This is a genomic window from Niveispirillum sp. FG148 (genome assembly GCF_057809655.1).
On record NZ_JBMDKJ010000002.1, the window covers coordinates 352,506 to 371,467 of the forward strand.

An 18,962-nucleotide genomic window follows, 5' to 3' on the forward strand; every position below is an offset into this window, starting at 1 on the left:
TCACGCGCAATGATCACGTCCCTGTCGGTGGTGCCGGAGCGGCGGCACCATGGCGCCCCTGCACAACGACCCGGGACGTGATCAGATTTCAGATATAATCCACGCTTTGACAACTCATCGCCGCATCTGTCGTGTCAGCCGTTCGTCAATGATCGCTTCCGCTTCCGCGATGATACGTTCCATCAGGTCACCGACCGTTGGAATGTCATGGATCAGGCCCTGCACCATACCCGCCCAGAAAATGCCTTGCGACAGGTCACCGGACCTCAACAGTTCCCGCCCCTTGGCGCCGCTGACCAGATCGGCCACATCCTCGAACACCGCATCGGGTGATGACAGGCGGCGGACCACCTCGTCGGAAACCGTATTCTTGCCGACACGGGCCGTATTGTGAAACTTGCGGAAGATCAGGTTGGTGCCGCGCTCGTCATTGTCCAGATAGGCTTGCTTCACCGCCGGATGGATCGGCGCCTCCACCGTCGCGCAGAAGCGGGTGCCCATATTGATGCCATCCGCTCCCAGGGCCAGGGCTGCCACCAGCCCACGCCCATCGGCAAATCCGCCGGACGCGATGAGGGGGATGCGGACCTTGTCAGCCGCCGCCGGGATCAGGATCAGACCGGGGATGTCGTCCTCTCCGGGATGGCCGGCACATTCGAACCCGTCGATGGAGATGGCATCCACGCCCTTGCGTTCCGCGGACAAGGCGTGACGGACCGATGTGCATTTGTGCAGGATCTTGATGCCCCTGGCCTTCAGCATCTCCCAGATTTCGACAACGGCCGACGTTCCGGCGGTCTCCACCACCTTGACGCCGCTATCAATGATGGCCTGTGCATAGGCCTTGTAGTCCGGCGACCGCGTGGTCGGGAACACGGTCATGTTCACGCCGAAGGGCTTGTCCGTCATCGCACGGCAGCGCGCGATCTCCGCCGACAGGGCTTCCGGTGACGGCTGGGTCAAGGCTGTCAGGATGCCCAGGCCGCCGGCATTGGAAACAGCGGACGCCAGTTCGGCGTAGCCGACATTCTGCATGCCGCCCTGCACGATGGGCCGTTCAATGCCCAGAAGTTCCGTCAATCTGGTCTTGATCATCTTAAATCTCCGTGGAAGCGCCGGCGGCCATCCCGTGATTGCCGACAACGGCCAGGCGCAGGAAAGACGCATGGTTATTGCTGTGGATGATTTCCTGCCGCGTCGGCACCAGGGTTGTGGCGCTAGCCAATGGCTCCCCGGTTCCCGTGTTGCGGGCAAAACGCGGGTGGGCACCACCGGCCACGATCAACCGTAGACAATGTCCGCGCCGGAACCGCCAAGCTGTGGGCCAGCAGGCAATTTTGATCTGTTTGATCCCCGCTCCGTCTGCCGTGGGCTGGCCCGGACGCGAACGCAGATAGCCATCGGACACCTGGATCGACCGGCCTTTTTCGTCGACGTCACACAGGCACGCAAAGAAATCCGCCTGCTCCCTGTCAGTGCGCACATGAAGTTCCACCTCGACAGGACCAATGACATCCATCTCCCGGGACAGAGGCGGGCTGGAATAGATCAGCACATCCCCTCGCCGCTCCAATGCCGTCATAAGGCGGCGGCGATTGCCGGACATGGTGGTGGGGCCATGGACGTCCGGCGTGGGATCGGCGGGATCGTAAACGAAACTGTCCGCCCCCTCGTCATCGGATGGACGCCCGCGTGCCAGCCGGCCATCGGACCGCAGGAAATAATCGTGGGTTTCCGCATCCGGAGGCGGCCAGGACGGGTAATCCCGCCATTCGCCGGCCCCTTGCAGAAAAAGGCGCACGGCAGGCCGCCCGCCATTGCATCGATCTGCGTGTGCCAGATGCGTGAACATCTCCAATGACAGCCGAAGCCCTTCAAACATGCCCTTCATAGAGGCATGTACCCAGGGTCCGATGGTCAGAAAGGCCGGCTTTCCGGCCGCTTGCCGCGCCTGGAACTCTCGAACCTGATGGGGAAGGAATATGTCCTGCCAACCGCCGACCATGGTTACCGGTGCGTCCAGCGCCGTTACCGCCGTGGAATAATCGATCGAATTCCACCAGGGATCGTCGGGCCTTTGGTGGTGGACCCAGTCGCGCCACCAGGGAACCGGCCTGTCGAAGGCGGCCTGGTCCAAGGCGCTGACCGGCAGCAGATCATGGACATGATCCAGGCTGCCTGCCTTGGGCCGGCGCATCCGCCGGCCGGGCACATAATGGATCATCTGCTGCATCAGTTCCGCCCAACCCAGCGTACCCGCCTGGGAAAAGCCACCACCGTGCAGGATATGGTCGCGGAAATTGGACAGGGTCATCAAGGTGCCCATCCCGTCCAGCCTGTGCCCCGCCGCTGCGGCCAGGGCCCATTGCACGGTGCCCAGATAGCTGGGGCCGAACGTGAACAAGGGCCCCTTGAACCAGGATTGGGCGCACAGCCAGCCGACAGTGGCCGCACCATCGGCATATTCCTGGCGCAGCGGGTCGAAAATGCCCCCGGAACCCATGGTTCCGCGAACGCATTGCACGACCGTTGTGAAGCCCCGCTCGGCAAACAGGCCCGCCATCAATCCGAACAAGGTGGCCTTGCCATAGGGGCTGCGCATCAGCACGGTACCCCGGGGTAGCCGATCCTTGGGGAAGTGCCGATCGGCCAGCAGAACGGCCCCGTCCGGCATGACCACCGGCAGGTCCCGCTCCACACCGACCTTTCTTGACTGTCGCGGTGGCAGTTGGAACAACCTGCCGGCAATCCAACGGACAAGTCCCCAATCTGCCATGTAAACCAGCCCCCCAACGGACAAAGCGCCCGATCTTCGCCAGCGCGGTTCAATTGGAAAGGTCAGGGCCAGCCCCCTGCCAAGGCTGGGACCGTCAGCCCACTGTGACTATCGCGGCTGCGATGGCTGACCGGATGCCGGCAGCGGCATGCGGGTAACCCCGTTCAGACAATCAGTCCTGGTGCCAGTGCAGATGACCACCGACCAGGGTGGCCGATACCTGCATCTCCGGCGCAGACCCGGACAGCAGACAGAGATCCGCATCCTGACCAACCGGCACCCGCCAGGATGGACGGCCGGGATTATCCGGCGTTCCAAGGTAAAGGCCCAGGGCGGCACGCTGCCCAAGGGCTTCTGCACCGCCGATAATGCTTCCCGTCCGCGTCCGGCGTGTCATGGCCGCCCGCACGGCGACCAGCGGTTCCAGCGAACCATAGGGCGCATCCGATCCGGCGGCCAGGGCAATACCGGCATCCGCCAGGCTGCGCAACCGATAGAGATCGTCCATCTCATCCGGATCGACGGTACGCCGGTAGCGGTCGCCCCGGTCGTGAATGAAGGCGGGCTGCGTCACAACCGTCAGGCCGCGTGCCGCGATCGCCGCGATCAGGCCAGCCGGAATGATGCCGCCATGTTCGATCCGGTCACCTTGTGCCGCACCACCGGCCTGATCCAGGGCCGTCAGATAGACCGCCAGTTCCGCCAGCGTCACGCAATGGGCCGCCACGGGTCGCCCCACCGCCCGTGCGGCGGCGATATGGCCCGCGACCTGATCCACCGATGGCAGGTCGCGCTCATCAAAGGCGATCTTGACGGCACCGACCTTGTAGCCCTTTCCCGGCACCAACTCAGGCCCACCCATCAGGGTCAGGCGTTGCGGCAACCCCGCTCCCGCCAGCAGGGCCGCCTCCGCCATGCCATTGCCGGCGCCCGCATCGGTCACGCCGGTGACGCCGGCCCGCAGCATGGCGCGACCCAGGGCGGCAAGGTCGGGGGTCAGCACCCCGATCCGGCTGCGCAACCACGCATCCTCCCGCCAGATGCGGCCCGTCGGCCGACCTTGCGCGTCCAACTCAACGCCCGCGGGAAAGGGGCCTGGTCCCAGCCGGTCCAGGCCCGCCTGGTTCAGCACCCACAGGGCCCCTGTCCGGTCCTGCAGGCGTATAGGCCGGTCGGCCAGCCATTGCGTCAGACGCTGCGCATCGGGCAGTCCGGCCGCCCGTTCGTCATATCCCACCGCCCGCAGCCATTCCCCCGATCCGACCCGATCAACACCGGCCCGGATGGTCCTCACCACATCATCCTCGCTGACAAGGCCCGACAGGTCGACCGATTGCAGACGCGCCGCCGTGGCCAGCAGATGGATATGGTGATCGTGGAAGCCCGGCAGCAGCAGGCCGCCTTCGGCATCAATCTCCGGTCCCGTCCAGTCCGCCGCCGCCCCCCATTCCACGACCTTTCCGGCCCGGATGGCGACCGCAAGGGGCTGCCCGTCGATGTCGGTAGCGTTGCGGATGACCAGATCGGCGCGGTTCATGCCGGACCTGCCAACTGACCGGCGATCCAGGCGGCGCTGCCGGCAAGACTGACATCCAGCAGGCCGACCTGACCGTCCCTCACCGCTTCCAGGGCGGCCACGGCCGCGATCAGCCCGGTGCAGGGATCGGCCAGCGCATCGCCCCGAAAGCAGGGCTCGTCCCCTTCCCAGGCCAGCAGGCCGCCGGCCGCCGCGCAATCATCCCCGAACCCCACCCGCAGGGCGGCGTCGCCGGTCCAGCCATGGGCCGTGACGGCGACCCACAGCAGGTCCGGGTTCAGCGCGAACAGGGCCCCTTCGGTCAGCCCCCAGCGGGACAGCGCCTGGGGACGGGCCGAGGTGATCAGCAGGTCGGCCTGGGCGATCATGGCCAGCAGTCGCGGATCGTCCAGCGACAGGACCATCCTGGCTTTCGCCCCGTTCACGCGCTGGTCAAGCTGCGGCGTCCGCAGCGGCGTGGGGTCGGGCCGTGCCGGGCTTTCCACCTTCACCACCGCTGCCCCCGCCGCCGCCAGCAGACCGCCGGCCAGCGGTCCCGCCCACAGCGCCGACAGATCGACCACCTGGCGCAGGCGCCTCCTGCCCGGCCTGCCCCCCCGCAGGACGGGCCAGGCCGCACCCCGTTCCCCGACCCTTGCCACGGGAAGGTTCAACAGCGCCGCGCGCACCGCCAATTCATGGGCGCTCCGGACTGACAGCGTCTCTTCCACCATCCGCCAGGGATCGGTATCCGGCTCCCTTTCCAGCCAGGCGGGAACCGTCTCCCGATCCTCCGGCCGGGCCAGGTTCACCGCCATCCAGCCATCGCCGGCCCTGACCAGTCGGCAATGACCGTTGGGCGATTGGCGGCCGGGCGGGTGCAAGCCCAGCGCCGCGTCCCGCCGTAAATGGCTTTCCGGGTCGATGTCGGGGACGCCGAACATGGACAGCCGCCCCGTCAACCCCCGCAGCACCGGATGCAATGCCCCGTTCATGCCGGCAGCACCCGCTGCACCAGACCCCAGGACAGCGCCCGGTCCAGCGCCACGCGCGCACCGGAAAGCACCATCCAGGCTGTCCGATGCCGGCCGATGGCATCGGACAGGGTGACCGTGCCGCCGGCACCGGGTATCAGGCCCATGGACAGCTCCGGCAACTGAAACCAGGTGCCCTGCCGCGCCGACCGACAGTGGGCTGCCGCCGGCACCTCCAGCCCGGAACCGATGACAGCACCATGAAAAACCACCTCCAGCCTGTCGCCCAGATCCCGGCACAGCCGCGCATTGGCATGCAAGGTCCGCACGATATGGGCGGTGGCAAGATCGCGCGCCGTACCGAATTCCGCCAGATCGCCGCCGGTCGAAAAACATCGACCCGCCCCGATCAGGCGCACCTGCGGCCGGCTGGGGTCAGCCAGTGCATTGGCCAGCGCAGTGTAGAGCGCATCCCGCATCGCGGCCGTCATGGCATTGCGTCCACCGGGATTGTCCAGGATCAGCGTCAACATATCCCCCGCGCGCTCAACCCGCACCAGTTCGCCGGACGGCGATGCGGGTGTCGCCGCCGGCCGCGGCTTCGCCCGCCAGGAGGCGAATTCCGCCCCGCCCAGCAAGGTGGAATAGGCCAGCGATTCCACCAGCAGCCCCTGATCAAACGGCAATTGCTCCACCAGCCGCAAGGTCTGGCACAGGATGGTGGACGCCTGCGGTGCGGCCTTGATACGGGCCATCAATGCCCATGCCGACTGCGCACAGGATATCACCCCGACCCACGGGGCCGGCGGATCGCACCTGTCGGTCAGCAGCAGGTCGAAATCCCCCGGATCAACGGTGGGCAGGCGCCCGTCCGGGTCGATACCGATCACCACCGACTGGATGGGAACCGCCCCGCGCCGAAAGGACCCCGCCTCCACGATCAGGCAGGGCGTGGAACCCAGGGCGGAGTAATCCGCGATATCCAGGGGGTCGGTCGCGATCATCGGTCCAGCCTATCCCGCCCGCCCGCCCCGCAACAGCCCGCAGCACGACGCCCCGGCGATATGATCGACCCGATCCCCCAAGGCGCATTGCCAGGAAGGTCCGATGCCTAAAAACATGGCGCGCAACAAAGGAGGGATGAACGCCATGAACGGATTTGACGAGGTCGTGGATTTCCTGGTGGTGGGCAGCGGCGGCGGCTCCATGTGCGCCGGGCTGGTCATGCGCGATGCCGGAAATTCCGTCCTGATCCTGGAAGCATCGCCCATGGTGGGTGGCACCACCGCCAAATCGGGGGGCGTCATGTGGATTCCGGACAATCCGTTCCTGAAGCGCGACGGCATCCGCGACCGCGCCGAACAGGCCATGACCTATCTGGACCATGTCGTCGGCGATGCCTCCGACACGCCGGGCGCCACCCGTTCCCGGCGCGAAGCCTATGTCCGCAACGCCCCGCGCATGGTGGATTTCCTGCTGGCCAAGGGCATCCGCCTGACCCGTGTCGGGCATTGGCCGGATTATTATGACGAGCTTCCCGGCGGGCTGAGGCAGGGCCGCACGGTCATTGCCGAACTGTTCAACATCAATGAGCTGGGCGCCTGGAAGGACAAGCTGCGGCCGGGCTTCATGCCTGTTCCGGCAACGCTGGAGGAGGCGTTCCAGATCCCCTACATGCGGCGAAGCTGGGCGGCACGAAAGACCATCGCCCGCATCGTCCTGCGCGCCATCGCTGCAAAGTTGACTGGCAAGCATTATGTGTCGGCCGGCGCGGCCTTGCAGGGCCGCATGTTGCAGGCGGCATTGAAGGCGGGCGTGGATATCCGGACCGAAAGCCCGGTGACGGAACTGCTGGTCGATCAGGAGCGCGCGGTCGGCGTGGTCACCACCAAGGATGGCCGGCCGTGGAATGTTGGTGCCCGCCGGGGCGTCCTGATCAATGCCGGCGGCTTTGCCAAGAACCAGGAAATGCGGGACCGGTACCAGCCGGGAACGCGCGCAGCCTGGTCCAACGCCATCGACAATGACAACGGCCAGATGATCCTGGAAATGATGCGCCATGGCGCCGCCATCGCCCAGATGGAAGAGATGGTGGGCTATCAGACCACCATCCCGCCGGGGCAGGAAGACGCCGCCATCAAGCCCCCGGCCCAGAGCCTGACCGCCAAACCGCACGCGATCCTGGTCGACCAGTCGGGTGTGCGCTACCAGAATGAAGGCGGGTCCTACATGGCCTATTGCCGCAACATGCTGGCAAGGAACCGGACAGTCCCGGCCGTGCCCAGCTGGGCCATCTTCGACAGCCAGTATATCGCCAAATACATGCTGGCCGGGACGATGCCGGGACGCAAGAAGCCGGCCGCCTGGACCGAGAAGAACTATCTGCATCGGGCCGACAGCATCGGCGACCTGGCCGCCCTGATCGGCGTGCCGCCGCCGGTGCTGCGGGCCACCGTGGACCGGTTCAACAGCTTCGTTGATCAGGGGCGGGACGAGGATTTCCACCGGGGCGAACGGGCCTATGACGACTGGCTGGGCGACCCGTTCCATGCCCCGTCAAAGTCGCTGGGCCGTATCGACAAGGGCCCCTTCTATGCCGTGCCCGTGGTGCCCGGTGATGTCGGCACCTATGGCGGGGTGGTCACCGATATCCACGGCCGCGTCCTGCGTGGCGACGGGACGGTGATCGACGGGCTTTATGCGACGGGTGTCTCCACCGCGTCGGTCATGGGACGGGCCTATCCCGGTGCCGGGTCCAGCATCGGCCCTTCCTTCACCTGGGGCTATGTCGCGGCCCTGCATGCGCGGGGCAATTGAAGGGGGAATTCCCCCCTTCAACCCGCCATGTTGCGCTGCTGCGCGGCGGCGATGTCGGCCCGGTAATGGCGGCTGGCCATCAGATAGGACAGGAAGGCCGGCACCGCCAGCAGCGTGGCCGACAACAGCGCCCAGCGCAGCGATTCCTCGCCCTGGCTCGGGCGCAGCAGGTCGCTGACAATGCCGATGAACTGCGGTCCCAGGCCGACACCCAGCGAGCTGATAATCAGAAAGATGCAGGCCGACGCGGTGGCCCGCGCCTGGACGGGGGCCAGCGTCATGACAATGGCCACCATCGGGCCGGCGACCAGCCCGGCCAGCATCACCTGACCGGCCAGCAGCCAGAAGACCTGTCCGATGGGCGCCAGGAAGGCGGCGGCCGCGAACAGGCCGGCGGTTGGCACCGTGACCATCGGTATCCAGAAATGCCAGCGCAGGTCGCGCTTGCCCATCATGTCCAGTGCCGGTCCGCCGATGATATGCCCCAGCAGCGAACCGGTCCCCAGGGCCAGGCCCAAAGACGACCCGATTTCCGACTGGCTGAGCCCGTGTGAGCGCAGCAGGAAGGCCGGCACCCAACTGGAAATCCCCATGCTGAGCAAGGCCGTCAGCGTGCCCGCCAGGGTCAGATAGGGGATGGTGCGGATGGTGAACAGCATGCGCACCGTCGCGAAGAAGGACAAAGGTGGCAGGTCGGCACGCAACCCGTCGGCCATGCCCTTGCGGATATTGGGAAAGGTCAGGAAAACCAGCGGCCCCAGGATCAGCCCCGGCAGTCCGGCCAGCACGAAGGTGACCCGCCAGCCGAATTCCTGCACCGCCCAGCCACCGAACAGCAGGCCCACCCCGATCCCGATGGGCGACGCCAGCAGCAGGATCGACATGGCAGTCGCCCGCTGCTGACGGGGAAAGATGTCACCGACAATGGCCTGCGACGGCGCGTTGCCACCGGCTTCACCAAAGCCGACGCCAACACGGGCCAGGAAGATCTGCATGAAATTCTGCGCAGTGCCGCACAGCACCGTCATGACGCTCCAGATGGATACGGCGATGGCGATGACGCGCGGACGTGACCAGCGGTCGGCCAGGCGGGCGGCGGGAATGCACATCACCATATAGGTGGCCGCGAAGGACAATCCGGTGACGAAGCCGATCTGGCTGTCGGTCAGGGACAGGTCGCGGCGGATGGATTCGATCAGGATATTGATGATCTGCCGGTCGATGATGCTGACACTGCCGACCAGGGCCAGCACGATCAGCATGTACCACCGTTTGGCGGCCGAAATCTGGTCCACCGCTGTGGTCACCGATGTCTGCGCAATGCGACTGTCCACGCTGCCTCCCCTATCCTGTTCTTTACCGCCTGTCGCGGGTTGCCCCCCACTATTCGGGCAGGAAACGGCCGCGGCAACGGCGCAAGGGCTGTTGGGCACGCTGGGGCAAGTCAGGACGCCCGCTGATCTGATTTTACGGGATGGGCGTGTCCATCGGCGCTGGCGCCGGATGGCGGCGGATGGAACCGAAGGGCTGTTCCAGCCGCCGTCGGACACGCGGCCGGTCGAGCGGCAGGGTGAAGGCGTCCGCCTGCTTCTGCGCTTCGATGTCGGCCTGGGTGAAACGGGCCCGCAGGCGCAGATAATCCCCCCAAGTGGGGCAATGATATCGCTCTGTCCAGATGTCCGGCGCACCGATGTCACGCGCCAGCGACCAGTCGAAGCCGCCATTGCGTAACCGGATATGGGCCAGCTTCAGCATCGCGGCATAGAAATCGGCCGTGACCTCTGCCGGCACGCGGTAATCAATCTCCACCACCACGGGCCCGGACCGCAGGGTCAGATCCAGCGCCACCTCCGGCTCACTGCGGATCACCGCCGGGGCCAGGTCGGCAAAGCTGTTGCGGATCAGGGGGAAGAACCGTCCCGGCAGGGGCAGCACGCCCATGATGGCGGCAGAGGCGTAAAGGGCGATATCCACGCCCCAGCGCGCGGCCACCGCACCCCACAGACCAGCGCCCAGAGCGATGCCGCCCGTCAGCGCGCACTGAAACAGTGACAGCGCCCGCCCGGTGACCCAGCGCGGCGCCGCGAACTGCACCGTCACATTCAGCAGGGCGACGGTCAGAATGTTTCCTGCCCCCACCATCGCCAGGGCCAGGCAGGACAGAAGCAGGTGCCGGCTGATGCCCAGCAGGGCCAGTGCCGCCATGGACAGCAGGGCGCACAGGCTGACCGCCATTTCCACCGACATATGCCGTTCGATCCGCCCGACCGCCATGGCGCCGGCGACAGCCCCGATGCCGCTGGCGCCCAGCAGCAAGCCATAGGCGGACGCATCGCCGGCCAGCAGATCGCGCGCCACCAGCGGCCCCAGCGCCAGCGCCGACGCACCGGCCACGCCGAACAGCAGCGCGCGGCCATAGACGCGGCGGATCGGGCGTGAATAAAGCGCGTAGCGGATGCCCGACAGCACGGCCCGGTCCAGCCGCTCTGGCGGCAGGGCGGATGCAACCGCCGGTCGCCGCCAGAACAGGAAGGCCAGGAACAGCGGCAGGTAACAGACCATGTTCAGCGCGAAGGCCGCCCCCGCCCCCAGCGCCATGACAATCATGCCGCCAATGGCCGGGCCGACGCTGCGGGCGATATTGTAGCTGATGGTGCCCAGGGCCACGGCCGCCGGCAGCCGCGGCGGATCGACCAATTCGGGCAGGGTCGATTGCCAGGCGGGTGCGTAAAGCGCCACGCCGGCCCCGATCAGGCTGCTGAACCCCAGCAGCATCCAGGGCGTGGTCATGCCCAGCAGCGACAGGCTGGTCAAAAGGGCGGACGCGCAGATGGCAAAGCCCAGGCCGGTCAGCGCCACCCGTCGCCGGTCGAACATGTCGGCGATGGCGCCCGCCGGCAGCGCGATCAGCATCATCGGCAGCATCAGCGCCGACTGGACCAGCGCCACCATGGTCGCCGACGGGCTGATGCGCGTCATTTCCCAGGCGGCACCGACCCCCAGGATCAATTGCCCGAAATTGGACAGAAGGCTGGCCAGCCAGACACGCCTGAAGGTGGAGACCGTTAATGGCGCCAGGATACCGACAGGCTTTCCAGAATTGGAATTTTCAACACGCACCGCCCGGTCCCCATGATTTGTCAGGACCCTCACTCTAATCGCCGCGCCACGGTCCACCACACATACGGGGGCACAGCCACCGCATCAATCGCCGGGGCGATTGGTGGTTTGCCGGACCGCATGCGATATCCCGGAAACTTGACACCAGGCGGGGAGATTGGCCGATGGCCGAAGCATTCATCATCGACGCCGTGCGCACGCCGCGCGGGATCGGCAAGATGGGCAAGGGCGCATTGTCGCCTCTGCACCCCCAGCATCTGGCAGCCACCGTCCTGTCGGCGCTGCGCACCCGCAACGACCTGGACCCGGCCGGCATTGACGATGTGATCTGGGGCACCAGTGCCCAGATGGGCCTGCAGGGTGGCGACATGGGGCGCATGGCCGCCCTGGATGCCGGCTTCGATGTCTCTGTCAGCGGCGTGACGCTGGACCGGTTCTGCGGCAGCGGCCTGACCGCCACCAGCCTGGCCGCCGCCCAGATCATGGCCGGGATGGAAGAGATGGTCATCGCCGGCGGGACGGAGATGATGTCCTATGTCACCCAATATGGTCAGGATCTGCGCGCGGCGGGCGTGAAATCGCCGGGCGGGCTGGGCAGCGGCAACAAGCGGCTGGCGGCCAAGCACCCGCAATCCAATCAGGGCGTCTGCGCCGATGCCATCGCCGCCCTGGAGGGCATCGGCCGCGACGCGCTGGACGCCTTTGGTGCCGAAAGCCAGCGCCGCGCCGCCATCGCCATCGCTGAGGGGCGCTTTGCCCGTTCCCTGGTGCCCGTGCTGGGCGATGACGGCGCCTTGATCCTGGACCGGGACGAACATCCCCGCCCCGGCACGACCGTGGAACAGCTGGCAGCCCTCGCCCCCTCCTTCGCCGCCATCGCGGACATGCCGGCCCAGGCCGATGGCAAGACATTCAAGCAATTGATCAACCTGAAATATCCCACGCTCGACATCGTGCCGCTGCACCATGCCGGCACCTCCTCGGGCAATGTCGATGGGGCCGCCGCCCTGCTGCTGGCCTCCGCTGCGGCGGTAGCGCGCACGGGCCTGAAGCCGCGCGCCCGCGTCGTCGCCACGGCCAATATGGGGGGATGTCCCACCTTGATGCTGAACGCCCCCGTGGCGGCGGCGCGCAAGGTGCTGGCGAAAGCCGGCCTTTCCATCGCCGACATCGATCATTGGGAGGTGAACGAGGCGTTCGCCGTGGTGGTGGAGAAATTCATCCGCGACCTTTGCCTGGACCGGGGCAAGGTCAACCCCAATGGCGGCGCCATCGCGTTGGGCCATCCCATCGGGGCCACCGGTGCCGTGCTGATCGGCACCGCGCTGGACGAACTGGAGCGCACGGGCGGCCGCTATGGCCTGATCACCATGTGCGCGGCCGGCGGCATGGCCCCCGCCATCATCATCGAACGCCTGTGAGGCCCCATCACTTGCGGCTTCCTTTTGCGCGCCCGGCGGCTATGGTGTCGCCGGGGGAGGATGAGGCATGATGAAACAAGGGACTGGTGGCAGTGGGGCCGGCATTCGTCGCGACCTGTCGCTGAAGATCATTGCCACCGCACGCACCTTGCGCAAACGGTTCGACCAGCGTGTCGCCGCCCTGGGCGTGACGCGCGCGCAATGGACCATGATCGCCGCCATCGCCCGCTTTCCCGGCATGACCCAGCGGACCATCGCCGAAACGCTGGAAATCACCGAGGCATCGGCGGGCCGCCTGATCGACCGGCTGTGCCAGGACGGCATGCTGCGCCGAACCCCACGCGACGATGACCGCCGCGCCTATAATGTGGAGGTCACGGACCGCGCGGGCCCGCTGCTGGCCCAGTTGGGCGTCATTGCCGAACAGCTTGAAAATGAAAGCTTCCACGGCCTGACGGAGACGGAGCTGGAACAGCTCTTCGCCCTGCTGGGCAAGATCGCCGACAATGTGTCGGAACCCTGGCCGGCGGAGCTGGAAGTCTGAACCAGCCCCGCGGCCCCAGGGGCCACCCGTTCAGCGCGGCTGCATGCGGATGGCGCCGTCCAGACGGATGGTCGTGCCGTTCAGGTAGGAATTGCGCACGATTTCCAGTGCCAGGCCGGCATATTCCTCTGCATCGCCCAGCCGGGATGGGAATGGCACCATCGCCCCCAGCGCCTGCTTCATCTCCGCCGGGACCCGGGCCATGGCCGGCGTATCGAAGATGCCGGGCTGTATGGTGCAGCAGCGGATGCCTTCACGGGCCAGATCGCGGGCAATGGTCAGGGTCATGCCCACGATTCCGGCCTTGGCGGCAGAATAGGCGGCCTGGCCGATCTGTCCCTCAGTCGCGGCGGCCGACGCGGTGTTGATCAGCACGCCGCGTTCGCCATTGACAGGGTCCAGCCCCATCATGCCCGCCGCCGCCCGCGTGATGCAGCGGAAGGTGCCGACCGTATTCAGCCTCAGCACCCATTCGAACTGATCGGACGGGAACATCCTGATCTCGCCCGTCGCCTTGTCCCGGCGCACGGTCGGGATGGCATTGCCACCGCCGGCACAGCAGACCAGCACCCGTTCCTGGCCGTTGACGTCACGCGCGGCGGCAAACGCGGCATCGACGGAAGCATCCGACAGCACGTCGCATTTGACAAACAGGGCCCCCGTATCCGCCGCCGCCCTGGCGCCCACCTCTTCATTCATGTCGAAAATGGCAACCTTGGCGCCCGCTGCACGCAGCGCCTGGACGGTGGCAAGCCCAAGCCCGGATGCACCGCCCGTCACCACCGCCGAAACGGCGCTGTCGATCTTCATGGCACTCTCTCGCAGATGTAGAAATAGTAAGAGAGCATGCGCGTTCATAGACGGCGCCGCTGCCCTTCCCGGTTCAGAGCATTCGCCCGGTTACCGGTTTCGCTCAACTGCGCAATGCGTTGGGTTACCTGAATATCGCCGTGGCGTTAGGTCGGTCGCCGCGACCGGAAATGGCGCCAACGTGCTTGCAAATGAATGTTTCGTGCGACCATTTTCCGACGACTTCCGGGGACGTGGCGATATCCAATCCGCTACGCAAGGGCAAGATTTCGGGGAAATAAACGCCGATGACACAGGTGATGAAGGGGATCAGGGTTCTGGAGGTGGCACAGTTCACCTTCGTACCCGCCGCCGGAGCCATATTGGCCGACTGGGGCGCCGATGTGATCAAGGTCGAACATCCCGAACGCGGCGATGCCCAGCGCGGCTTCATCAATCTGGGCGGCGTCAGGATCGACCCGAAGCGCAACGCCATGATCGAACATCCCAATCGCGGCAAGCGGAGCGTGGGCGTGGATGTCGGCACGCCGGAAGGCCAGCAGGTGATTTATGAACTGGCGAAGACTGCCGATGTCTTCCTGACCAACTACCTGCCCGGCGCCCGGCAGAAGCTGCGGATCGATGTGGAGCATATCCGCGCCGCCAACCCGAAGATCATCTATGCGCGCGGCAGCGCCTATGGCGACAAGGGGCCGGAGCGCGATGTCGGCGGTTTCGACGGCACCGCCTTCTGGTCGCGCAGCGGCATCGCCCACAACATGTCGCCGGCGGAACTGGACGGCCCCCTGCAACAGGGCATCCCGGCCTTTGGCGACAGCATCGGCGGCATGAACATCGCGGGCGGCATCGCCGCCGCCCTGTTCCACCGCGACCGCACGGGTGAAGCGCTGGAAATCGACGTGTCGCTGTTGTCCACCGCCTGGTGGGCATCGGGCACGGCCATCGATATCGCGCTGGAATCCGGCACGGTCATGCGCAACCGCATGCCGCGATCGGGTGCCGGTGTAGGCAATCCCTTCATGGGCAATTTCCGCACCCAGGATGGCGGCACCATCAATCTCTGCACCCTGCAGCCGGGCCCGCATGCAAAAAGCCTGTTCAGCCATATCGGCCGGCCCGAACTGGCCGACGACCCGCGCTTCAGCAGCGCCCATGCCCTGATGGAGAACTGGGCGGCGGCCAGCGCCATCCTGGTGGAAGCCTTCGCTGCCAGGCCGTTCGACTATTGGCGCCAGCATCTGAAGACCTATTCCGGCCAATGGGCACCGATCCAGAGCCTGCTGGACCTGACCGGTGATGAACAAGCGCTGGCCAACGACATGCTGTTCGAGGTGGAGGCCGCTGATGGCGGCAAGCCGCTGCGGCTGGTGCGGGGGCCCGTGCAGTTCAACGGCGCGCCGGTGGCGACCACGCGCGCGCCGGAAGCGTCTGAACATACCGAAACCGTGCTGATGGAGATCGGCATGGAATGGGAACAGATCGAAAAACTGAAGGGCGTCGGCGCCATCGCCTGACGCCCCGGTGACGGGAATGACGACATGAAACCGGGCATGAAACTGAAAAGCGCCGCCTGCGACACCGAAGTGATGGTGATCAAGTGCGGCCAGGGCAGCGTGGAATGCGGCGGTGCCCCGATGGGAACCGACAAACCCGGCAGCCCCGCCCCGCTGGACCCGGCCCTTTCGGGCGGCACCCTGATGGGCAAGCGCTATGTCGATGCCGGCGGCGGCTTTGAACTTCTGTGCGTGAAGCCGGGCAAGGGCTCGCTCAGCATCAACGGCACCGTGCTGGCGGTGAAGGATGCCAAGCCCCTGCCCGCGTCGGATTGACGGTGCGGCGATGAACATCTCCCTGATCCTGCAGATGGCGGCCGACGCGGCACCCGACCGTGTCGGGCTGGTCTGTGGTGGCAAGCGCTGGACCTATGCTGAGCTTCTGCTGGCCGCGCGCGGGGCCGCCGACCTGATCAAGGCTAGTGGCGCATCGCATGTGGCCCTGCTGGATGAAAGCAGTGAGGCGGCGGTCATCGCGCTGTTCGGCTCCGCCATGGCGGGCGTTCCCTATGTGCCGCTGAATTACCGGCTGGCCGACGCGAACCTCGGGCCTCTGGTCGACCGCATCGCGCCGGCCCTGCTGATCGGTGACGGTGCCCGTGCCGCCGCCGCCGCCACGCGGACCGACAATATCCTGATGTCGCGCTTCGATTTTGTGGCCGATACGCTGGCGCGCGGACCGGGCAGCGGGGAATTCGAAGGACCGGAGGGCGAGGCCATCGCCATCCAGCTTTTCACCAGCGGCACCACGGCCGCCCCGAAGGCGGCCATCCTGCGCCATTCCAATCTGCTGTCCTATATCCTGGGCACCGTGGAATTCGCGTCCGCCGGGGAGGCGGAGGCGGCACTGGTCAGCGTGCCGCCCTATCACATCGCGGGCATCGCGGCTCTGCTCAGTTCCATCTATGCCCAGCGGCGCATCCTGCTGCTGCCCGCCTTCGATCCCGCTGCCTGGCTGACCCTGGCGACGGCGGAACAGGCCAGCAACGCCTTCGTGGTACCCACCATGCTGGCCCGCATCATCGACCATATGGACAAGACCGGACAGGCGGGCGTGCCCAGTCTGAAGGCCATCGCCTATGGTGGCGGACGCATGCCGCTGGAACTGATCCACCGCGCGCTGGACCTGTTCCCGCAGACCGGCTTCACCAATGCCTATGGCCTGACGGAGACCAGTTCCACCATCGCCATTCTGGGGCCCGACGACCACCGTGCCGCCCACGGGTCCGACGACCCGGTGGTGCGTGGCCGGCTGGGCTCCGTGGGTCGGCCCCTGCCGACCGTGGAGATTGAGATCCGGGACGAGGAGGGCCACGTCCTGCCCGTTGGCGAGCGGGGCGAGATCTATGTCCGGGGCGAGCAGGTGTCGGGCGAATACCGCGAACGGTCGGCCCTGGATGCAAAGGGCTGGTTTCCCACCCGGGACGCCGGCTGGCTGGACGCCGATGGCTATCTGTTCCTGGCCGGGCGCGCCGATGATGTGATCGTGCGCGGCGGCGAGAACATGTCGCCGGGGGAGATCGAGGATGTGGTGATGGAACATCCCGCCGTCGCCGATGCCTGCGCCGTCGCCATCCCGTCGGTCGAATGGGGGGAAGCCGTCGGACTGGCCATCACCATCCGCGCGGGGCAGGAGCCGCCGCCCGATGCCGCCTTGTGCGACCTGATCCGCGCGCGCCTGCGGTCTTCCCGCGTGCCGGAGCGCATCCTTCAGGTGCCGGCATTGCCGTATAATGAGATGGGTAAGCTGCTGCGCCGGGAAGTGAAGACCCTTTTCAAGGGGTGAGATAAAAGCGAAGAAGGGCCGGCGCGTGACCACAAGCAGCAGTTCCGACCTGTCGCTGTCAGCCTGGGCTGACCGCTCCCTCGCGCTCAACCAGGGTCCGGCCGTGGCCTTCAACGGACGCTGGGCCGACTGGTCGGACATTCGGCAATTCGCTGCCCGGTTCGATGCGGCGGTTGCCGGCTTTCCATCGCAGGCACCGGTCTGCTTCTTTCCCCGCAACCACCCGGCATCGCTGGCAACCCTTCTGGCCCTGTTGCGCCAGCGGCGCACGATCCGCATGGGCTATCCGTTCCAGTCGCCGGCCGGCATCCTGCGCGACATCCTGCGGTCGCCCCCGGCTTTCGTGGTTCTGGACGACAGTGACGGGACGGCGGCGATCGTCGATACCCTGGCCAATGCCGGTATCGGGCTTGTCACCATCGCGGACCTGATCGACGGACCGGTGCATCGGCTGCCCTGCCGCAACCCGGCATCGCCCGACGATCAGCCCCGGATCGAAATCCAGACCAGCGGCACCACCGGCCCGCCGAAGCCCTTCATCGTGGCCCAGTCCATGCTGGCCGGTCATCTGGTGGCCGGCAGCCCGCTGGCCGCCATGGCGCCAGCCGCGGTGGCGGCCCTGCCGCCCGCCCTGTTGTTCTTTCCGATCGGCAATATCTCCGGTCTTTATTCCACCCTGCCGCCATTGCTGTTCGGGCAGAGGGTCGTGCTGCTGGAACGGTTCACGATTTCAGCCTGGCGTGATTATGTCGTTCGCCATCGGCCTGCCATGGCCGGCATGCCCGCCGCCGGCGTGCGCATGCTGCTGGACGCGAATATCGACCGGGCCGACCTGTCATCCCTGCGGGCGCTGGGTACGGGTGCGGCGCCCCTGCCTGCGGATATCCATCGGCGGTTCGAAGAACGCTATGGCATCCCCATCCTGCTGTCCTATGGCGCGACGGAATTCGGGGGGCCGGTCACGGCCATGACCCTGGACCTGCACCACGAATGGGGCCAGCGCAAGTTCGGCAGCGTCGGCCGTCCCCTACCCGGTGTGCGCCTGCGCATCGTGGACGCCGTGACGGGGGTGGAACAGCCGCCCGATACGGAAGGCCTGCTGGAAGTGATGTCGCCGCGCATCGGACCGGACTGGCTGCGGACTTCGGATCTGGCGGTGATCGATGGCGACGGGTTCCTGTTCCATCGCGGCCGCGCCGACGGGGCCATCATGCGGGGTGGCTTCAAACTGCTGCCCGAAACCATCGAAGACGCCCTGCTGCGCCATCCCTTGATTAAAGAGGCGGCCGTGATCGGCATGCCCGATCAAAGGCTGGGGGAAGTGCCGGGCGCGCTTCTGGTCGTGCGCGACGGCCAGATGCTGCCTGAGGTATCCGCACTCGAATCCCACCTGCGGCAGCTGCTGCCCGCCACCCATCTGCCCGCTGTCTGGCGGTTCCGCCCCGCCTTGCCGCACACCGTGTCGCACAAAATCGACCGCGCTTGCGTGCGGCGCATTCTGAGCGGCAGCGAAGAATAATCGTTTGGCGCCAGCCATTTGCAAACCCGTCCCGCCCATCCGGCTTTCACGCACCCGTCGGTCGGCTTTTTTTGCGTCGCACCAAAAAATGAGAGTGTATCATTTTTTATTGACAGCTATCCGAAA

Annotated in this window: 15 protein-coding genes; 7 read left to right on the top strand and 8 right to left on the bottom strand. The window is 66.5% G+C overall.

What is annotated here, in order from left to right; translation table 11 throughout:
* Window positions 1–114: 114 nt before the first annotated feature.
* The 5 genes from ACODTW_RS03400 to ACODTW_RS03420 all read right to left on the bottom strand — a co-directional run bounded on the left by ACODTW_RS03400 (window position 115) and on the right by ACODTW_RS03420 (window position 6,270).
* A complete protein-coding gene (locus tag ACODTW_RS03400; RefSeq protein WP_488944485.1) occupies window positions 115–1,095 on the bottom strand; it encodes an NAD(P)H-dependent flavin oxidoreductase in 981 nt (326 codons plus the stop codon).
* A gap of 1 nt (window position 1,096) precedes the next feature.
* Window positions 1,097–2,698, bottom strand: coding sequence for a CocE/NonD family hydrolase (locus ACODTW_RS03405; RefSeq protein ID WP_488944486.1), 1,602 nt, complete (start codon window positions 2,696–2,698; stop codon window positions 1,097–1,099).
* 250 nt (window positions 2,699–2,948) lie between these two features.
* Window positions 2,949–4,313, bottom strand: a complete 1,365-nt coding sequence (locus ACODTW_RS03410; protein WP_488944487.1) for an amidohydrolase family protein — start codon at window positions 4,311–4,313, stop codon at window positions 2,949–2,951.
* Entirely contained in the window at window positions 4,310–5,287 is a 978-nt protein-coding gene (locus tag ACODTW_RS03415; protein ID WP_488944488.1) for a CoA transferase, read from the bottom strand. The genes ACODTW_RS03410 and ACODTW_RS03415 overlap by 4 nt, the downstream gene beginning before the upstream one ends.
* On the bottom strand, window positions 5,284–6,270 hold the full coding sequence (locus tag ACODTW_RS03420) for an enoyl-CoA hydratase/isomerase family protein (protein WP_488944489.1): 987 nt from the start codon (window positions 6,268–6,270) through the stop codon (window positions 5,284–5,286). Before ACODTW_RS03420 ends, ACODTW_RS03415 begins: the two co-directional genes overlap by 4 nt.
* A gap of 145 nt (window positions 6,271–6,415) precedes the next feature.
* Here ACODTW_RS03420 and ACODTW_RS03425 point away from each other — a divergent pair, with 145 nt between their 5' ends.
* Complete coding sequence (locus tag ACODTW_RS03425; RefSeq protein ID WP_488944490.1) at window positions 6,416–8,083, top strand: FAD-dependent oxidoreductase; 1,668 nt, start codon at window positions 6,416–6,418, stop codon at window positions 8,081–8,083.
* Window positions 8,084–8,100: 17 nt separating this feature from the next.
* Here the strand turns inward: ACODTW_RS03425 and ACODTW_RS03430 are convergent, their stop codons facing one another.
* Window positions 8,101–9,417 (bottom strand): spinster family MFS transporter, encoded by a 1,317-nt coding sequence (locus ACODTW_RS03430; protein WP_488944491.1) that lies wholly within the window; start codon window positions 9,415–9,417, stop codon window positions 8,101–8,103.
* Window positions 9,418–9,550: 133 nt separating this feature from the next.
* Window positions 9,551–11,203: an MFS transporter gene (locus tag ACODTW_RS03435; protein WP_488944492.1), complete on the bottom strand. Its 1,653-nt coding sequence runs from the start codon at window positions 11,201–11,203 to the stop codon at window positions 9,551–9,553.
* Between the two features lie 164 nt (window positions 11,204–11,367).
* Here ACODTW_RS03435 and ACODTW_RS03440 point away from each other — a divergent pair, with 164 nt between their 5' ends.
* Together ACODTW_RS03440 and ACODTW_RS03445 are read left to right on the top strand one after the other, a co-directional pair.
* Window positions 11,368–12,624, top strand: a complete 1,257-nt coding sequence (locus tag ACODTW_RS03440; protein ID WP_488944493.1) for an acetyl-CoA C-acetyltransferase — start codon at window positions 11,368–11,370, stop codon at window positions 12,622–12,624.
* 67 nt (window positions 12,625–12,691) lie between these two features.
* Window positions 12,692–13,168: a MarR family winged helix-turn-helix transcriptional regulator gene (locus ACODTW_RS03445; protein ID WP_488944494.1), complete on the top strand. Its 477-nt coding sequence runs from the start codon at window positions 12,692–12,694 to the stop codon at window positions 13,166–13,168.
* A 30-nt stretch (window positions 13,169–13,198) separates the two neighbouring features.
* On the opposite strand, the gene ACODTW_RS03450 is transcribed toward ACODTW_RS03445, so the two are convergent.
* Entirely contained in the window at window positions 13,199–13,978 is a 780-nt protein-coding gene (locus ACODTW_RS03450) for an SDR family NAD(P)-dependent oxidoreductase (RefSeq protein WP_488944495.1), read from the bottom strand.
* 287 nt (window positions 13,979–14,265) lie between these two features.
* Between ACODTW_RS03450 and ACODTW_RS03455 the strand changes: the two genes are divergently transcribed.
* From ACODTW_RS03455 to ACODTW_RS03470, 4 genes are read left to right on the top strand one after another with little or no spacing between them, the layout of a single operon-like run.
* On the top strand, window positions 14,266–15,492 hold the full coding sequence (locus tag ACODTW_RS03455; RefSeq protein WP_488944496.1) for a CaiB/BaiF CoA transferase family protein: 1,227 nt from the start codon (window positions 14,266–14,268) through the stop codon (window positions 15,490–15,492).
* Between the two features lie 36 nt (window positions 15,493–15,528).
* Complete coding sequence (locus ACODTW_RS03460; protein ID WP_488944497.1) at window positions 15,529–15,807, top strand: hypothetical protein; 279 nt, start codon at window positions 15,529–15,531, stop codon at window positions 15,805–15,807.
* Between the two features lie 10 nt (window positions 15,808–15,817).
* Window positions 15,818–17,317 carry a class I adenylate-forming enzyme family protein gene (locus ACODTW_RS03465; protein ID WP_488944498.1) on the top strand — a complete coding sequence of 500 codons (1,500 nt, stop codon included), beginning with the start codon at window positions 15,818–15,820 and terminating at the stop codon, window positions 17,315–17,317.
* A 25-nt stretch (window positions 17,318–17,342) separates the two neighbouring features.
* Window positions 17,343–18,836: a class I adenylate-forming enzyme family protein gene (locus ACODTW_RS03470; protein WP_488944499.1), complete on the top strand. Its 1,494-nt coding sequence runs from the start codon at window positions 17,343–17,345 to the stop codon at window positions 18,834–18,836.
* The last annotated feature ends 126 nt before the right edge of the window (window positions 18,837–18,962 follow it).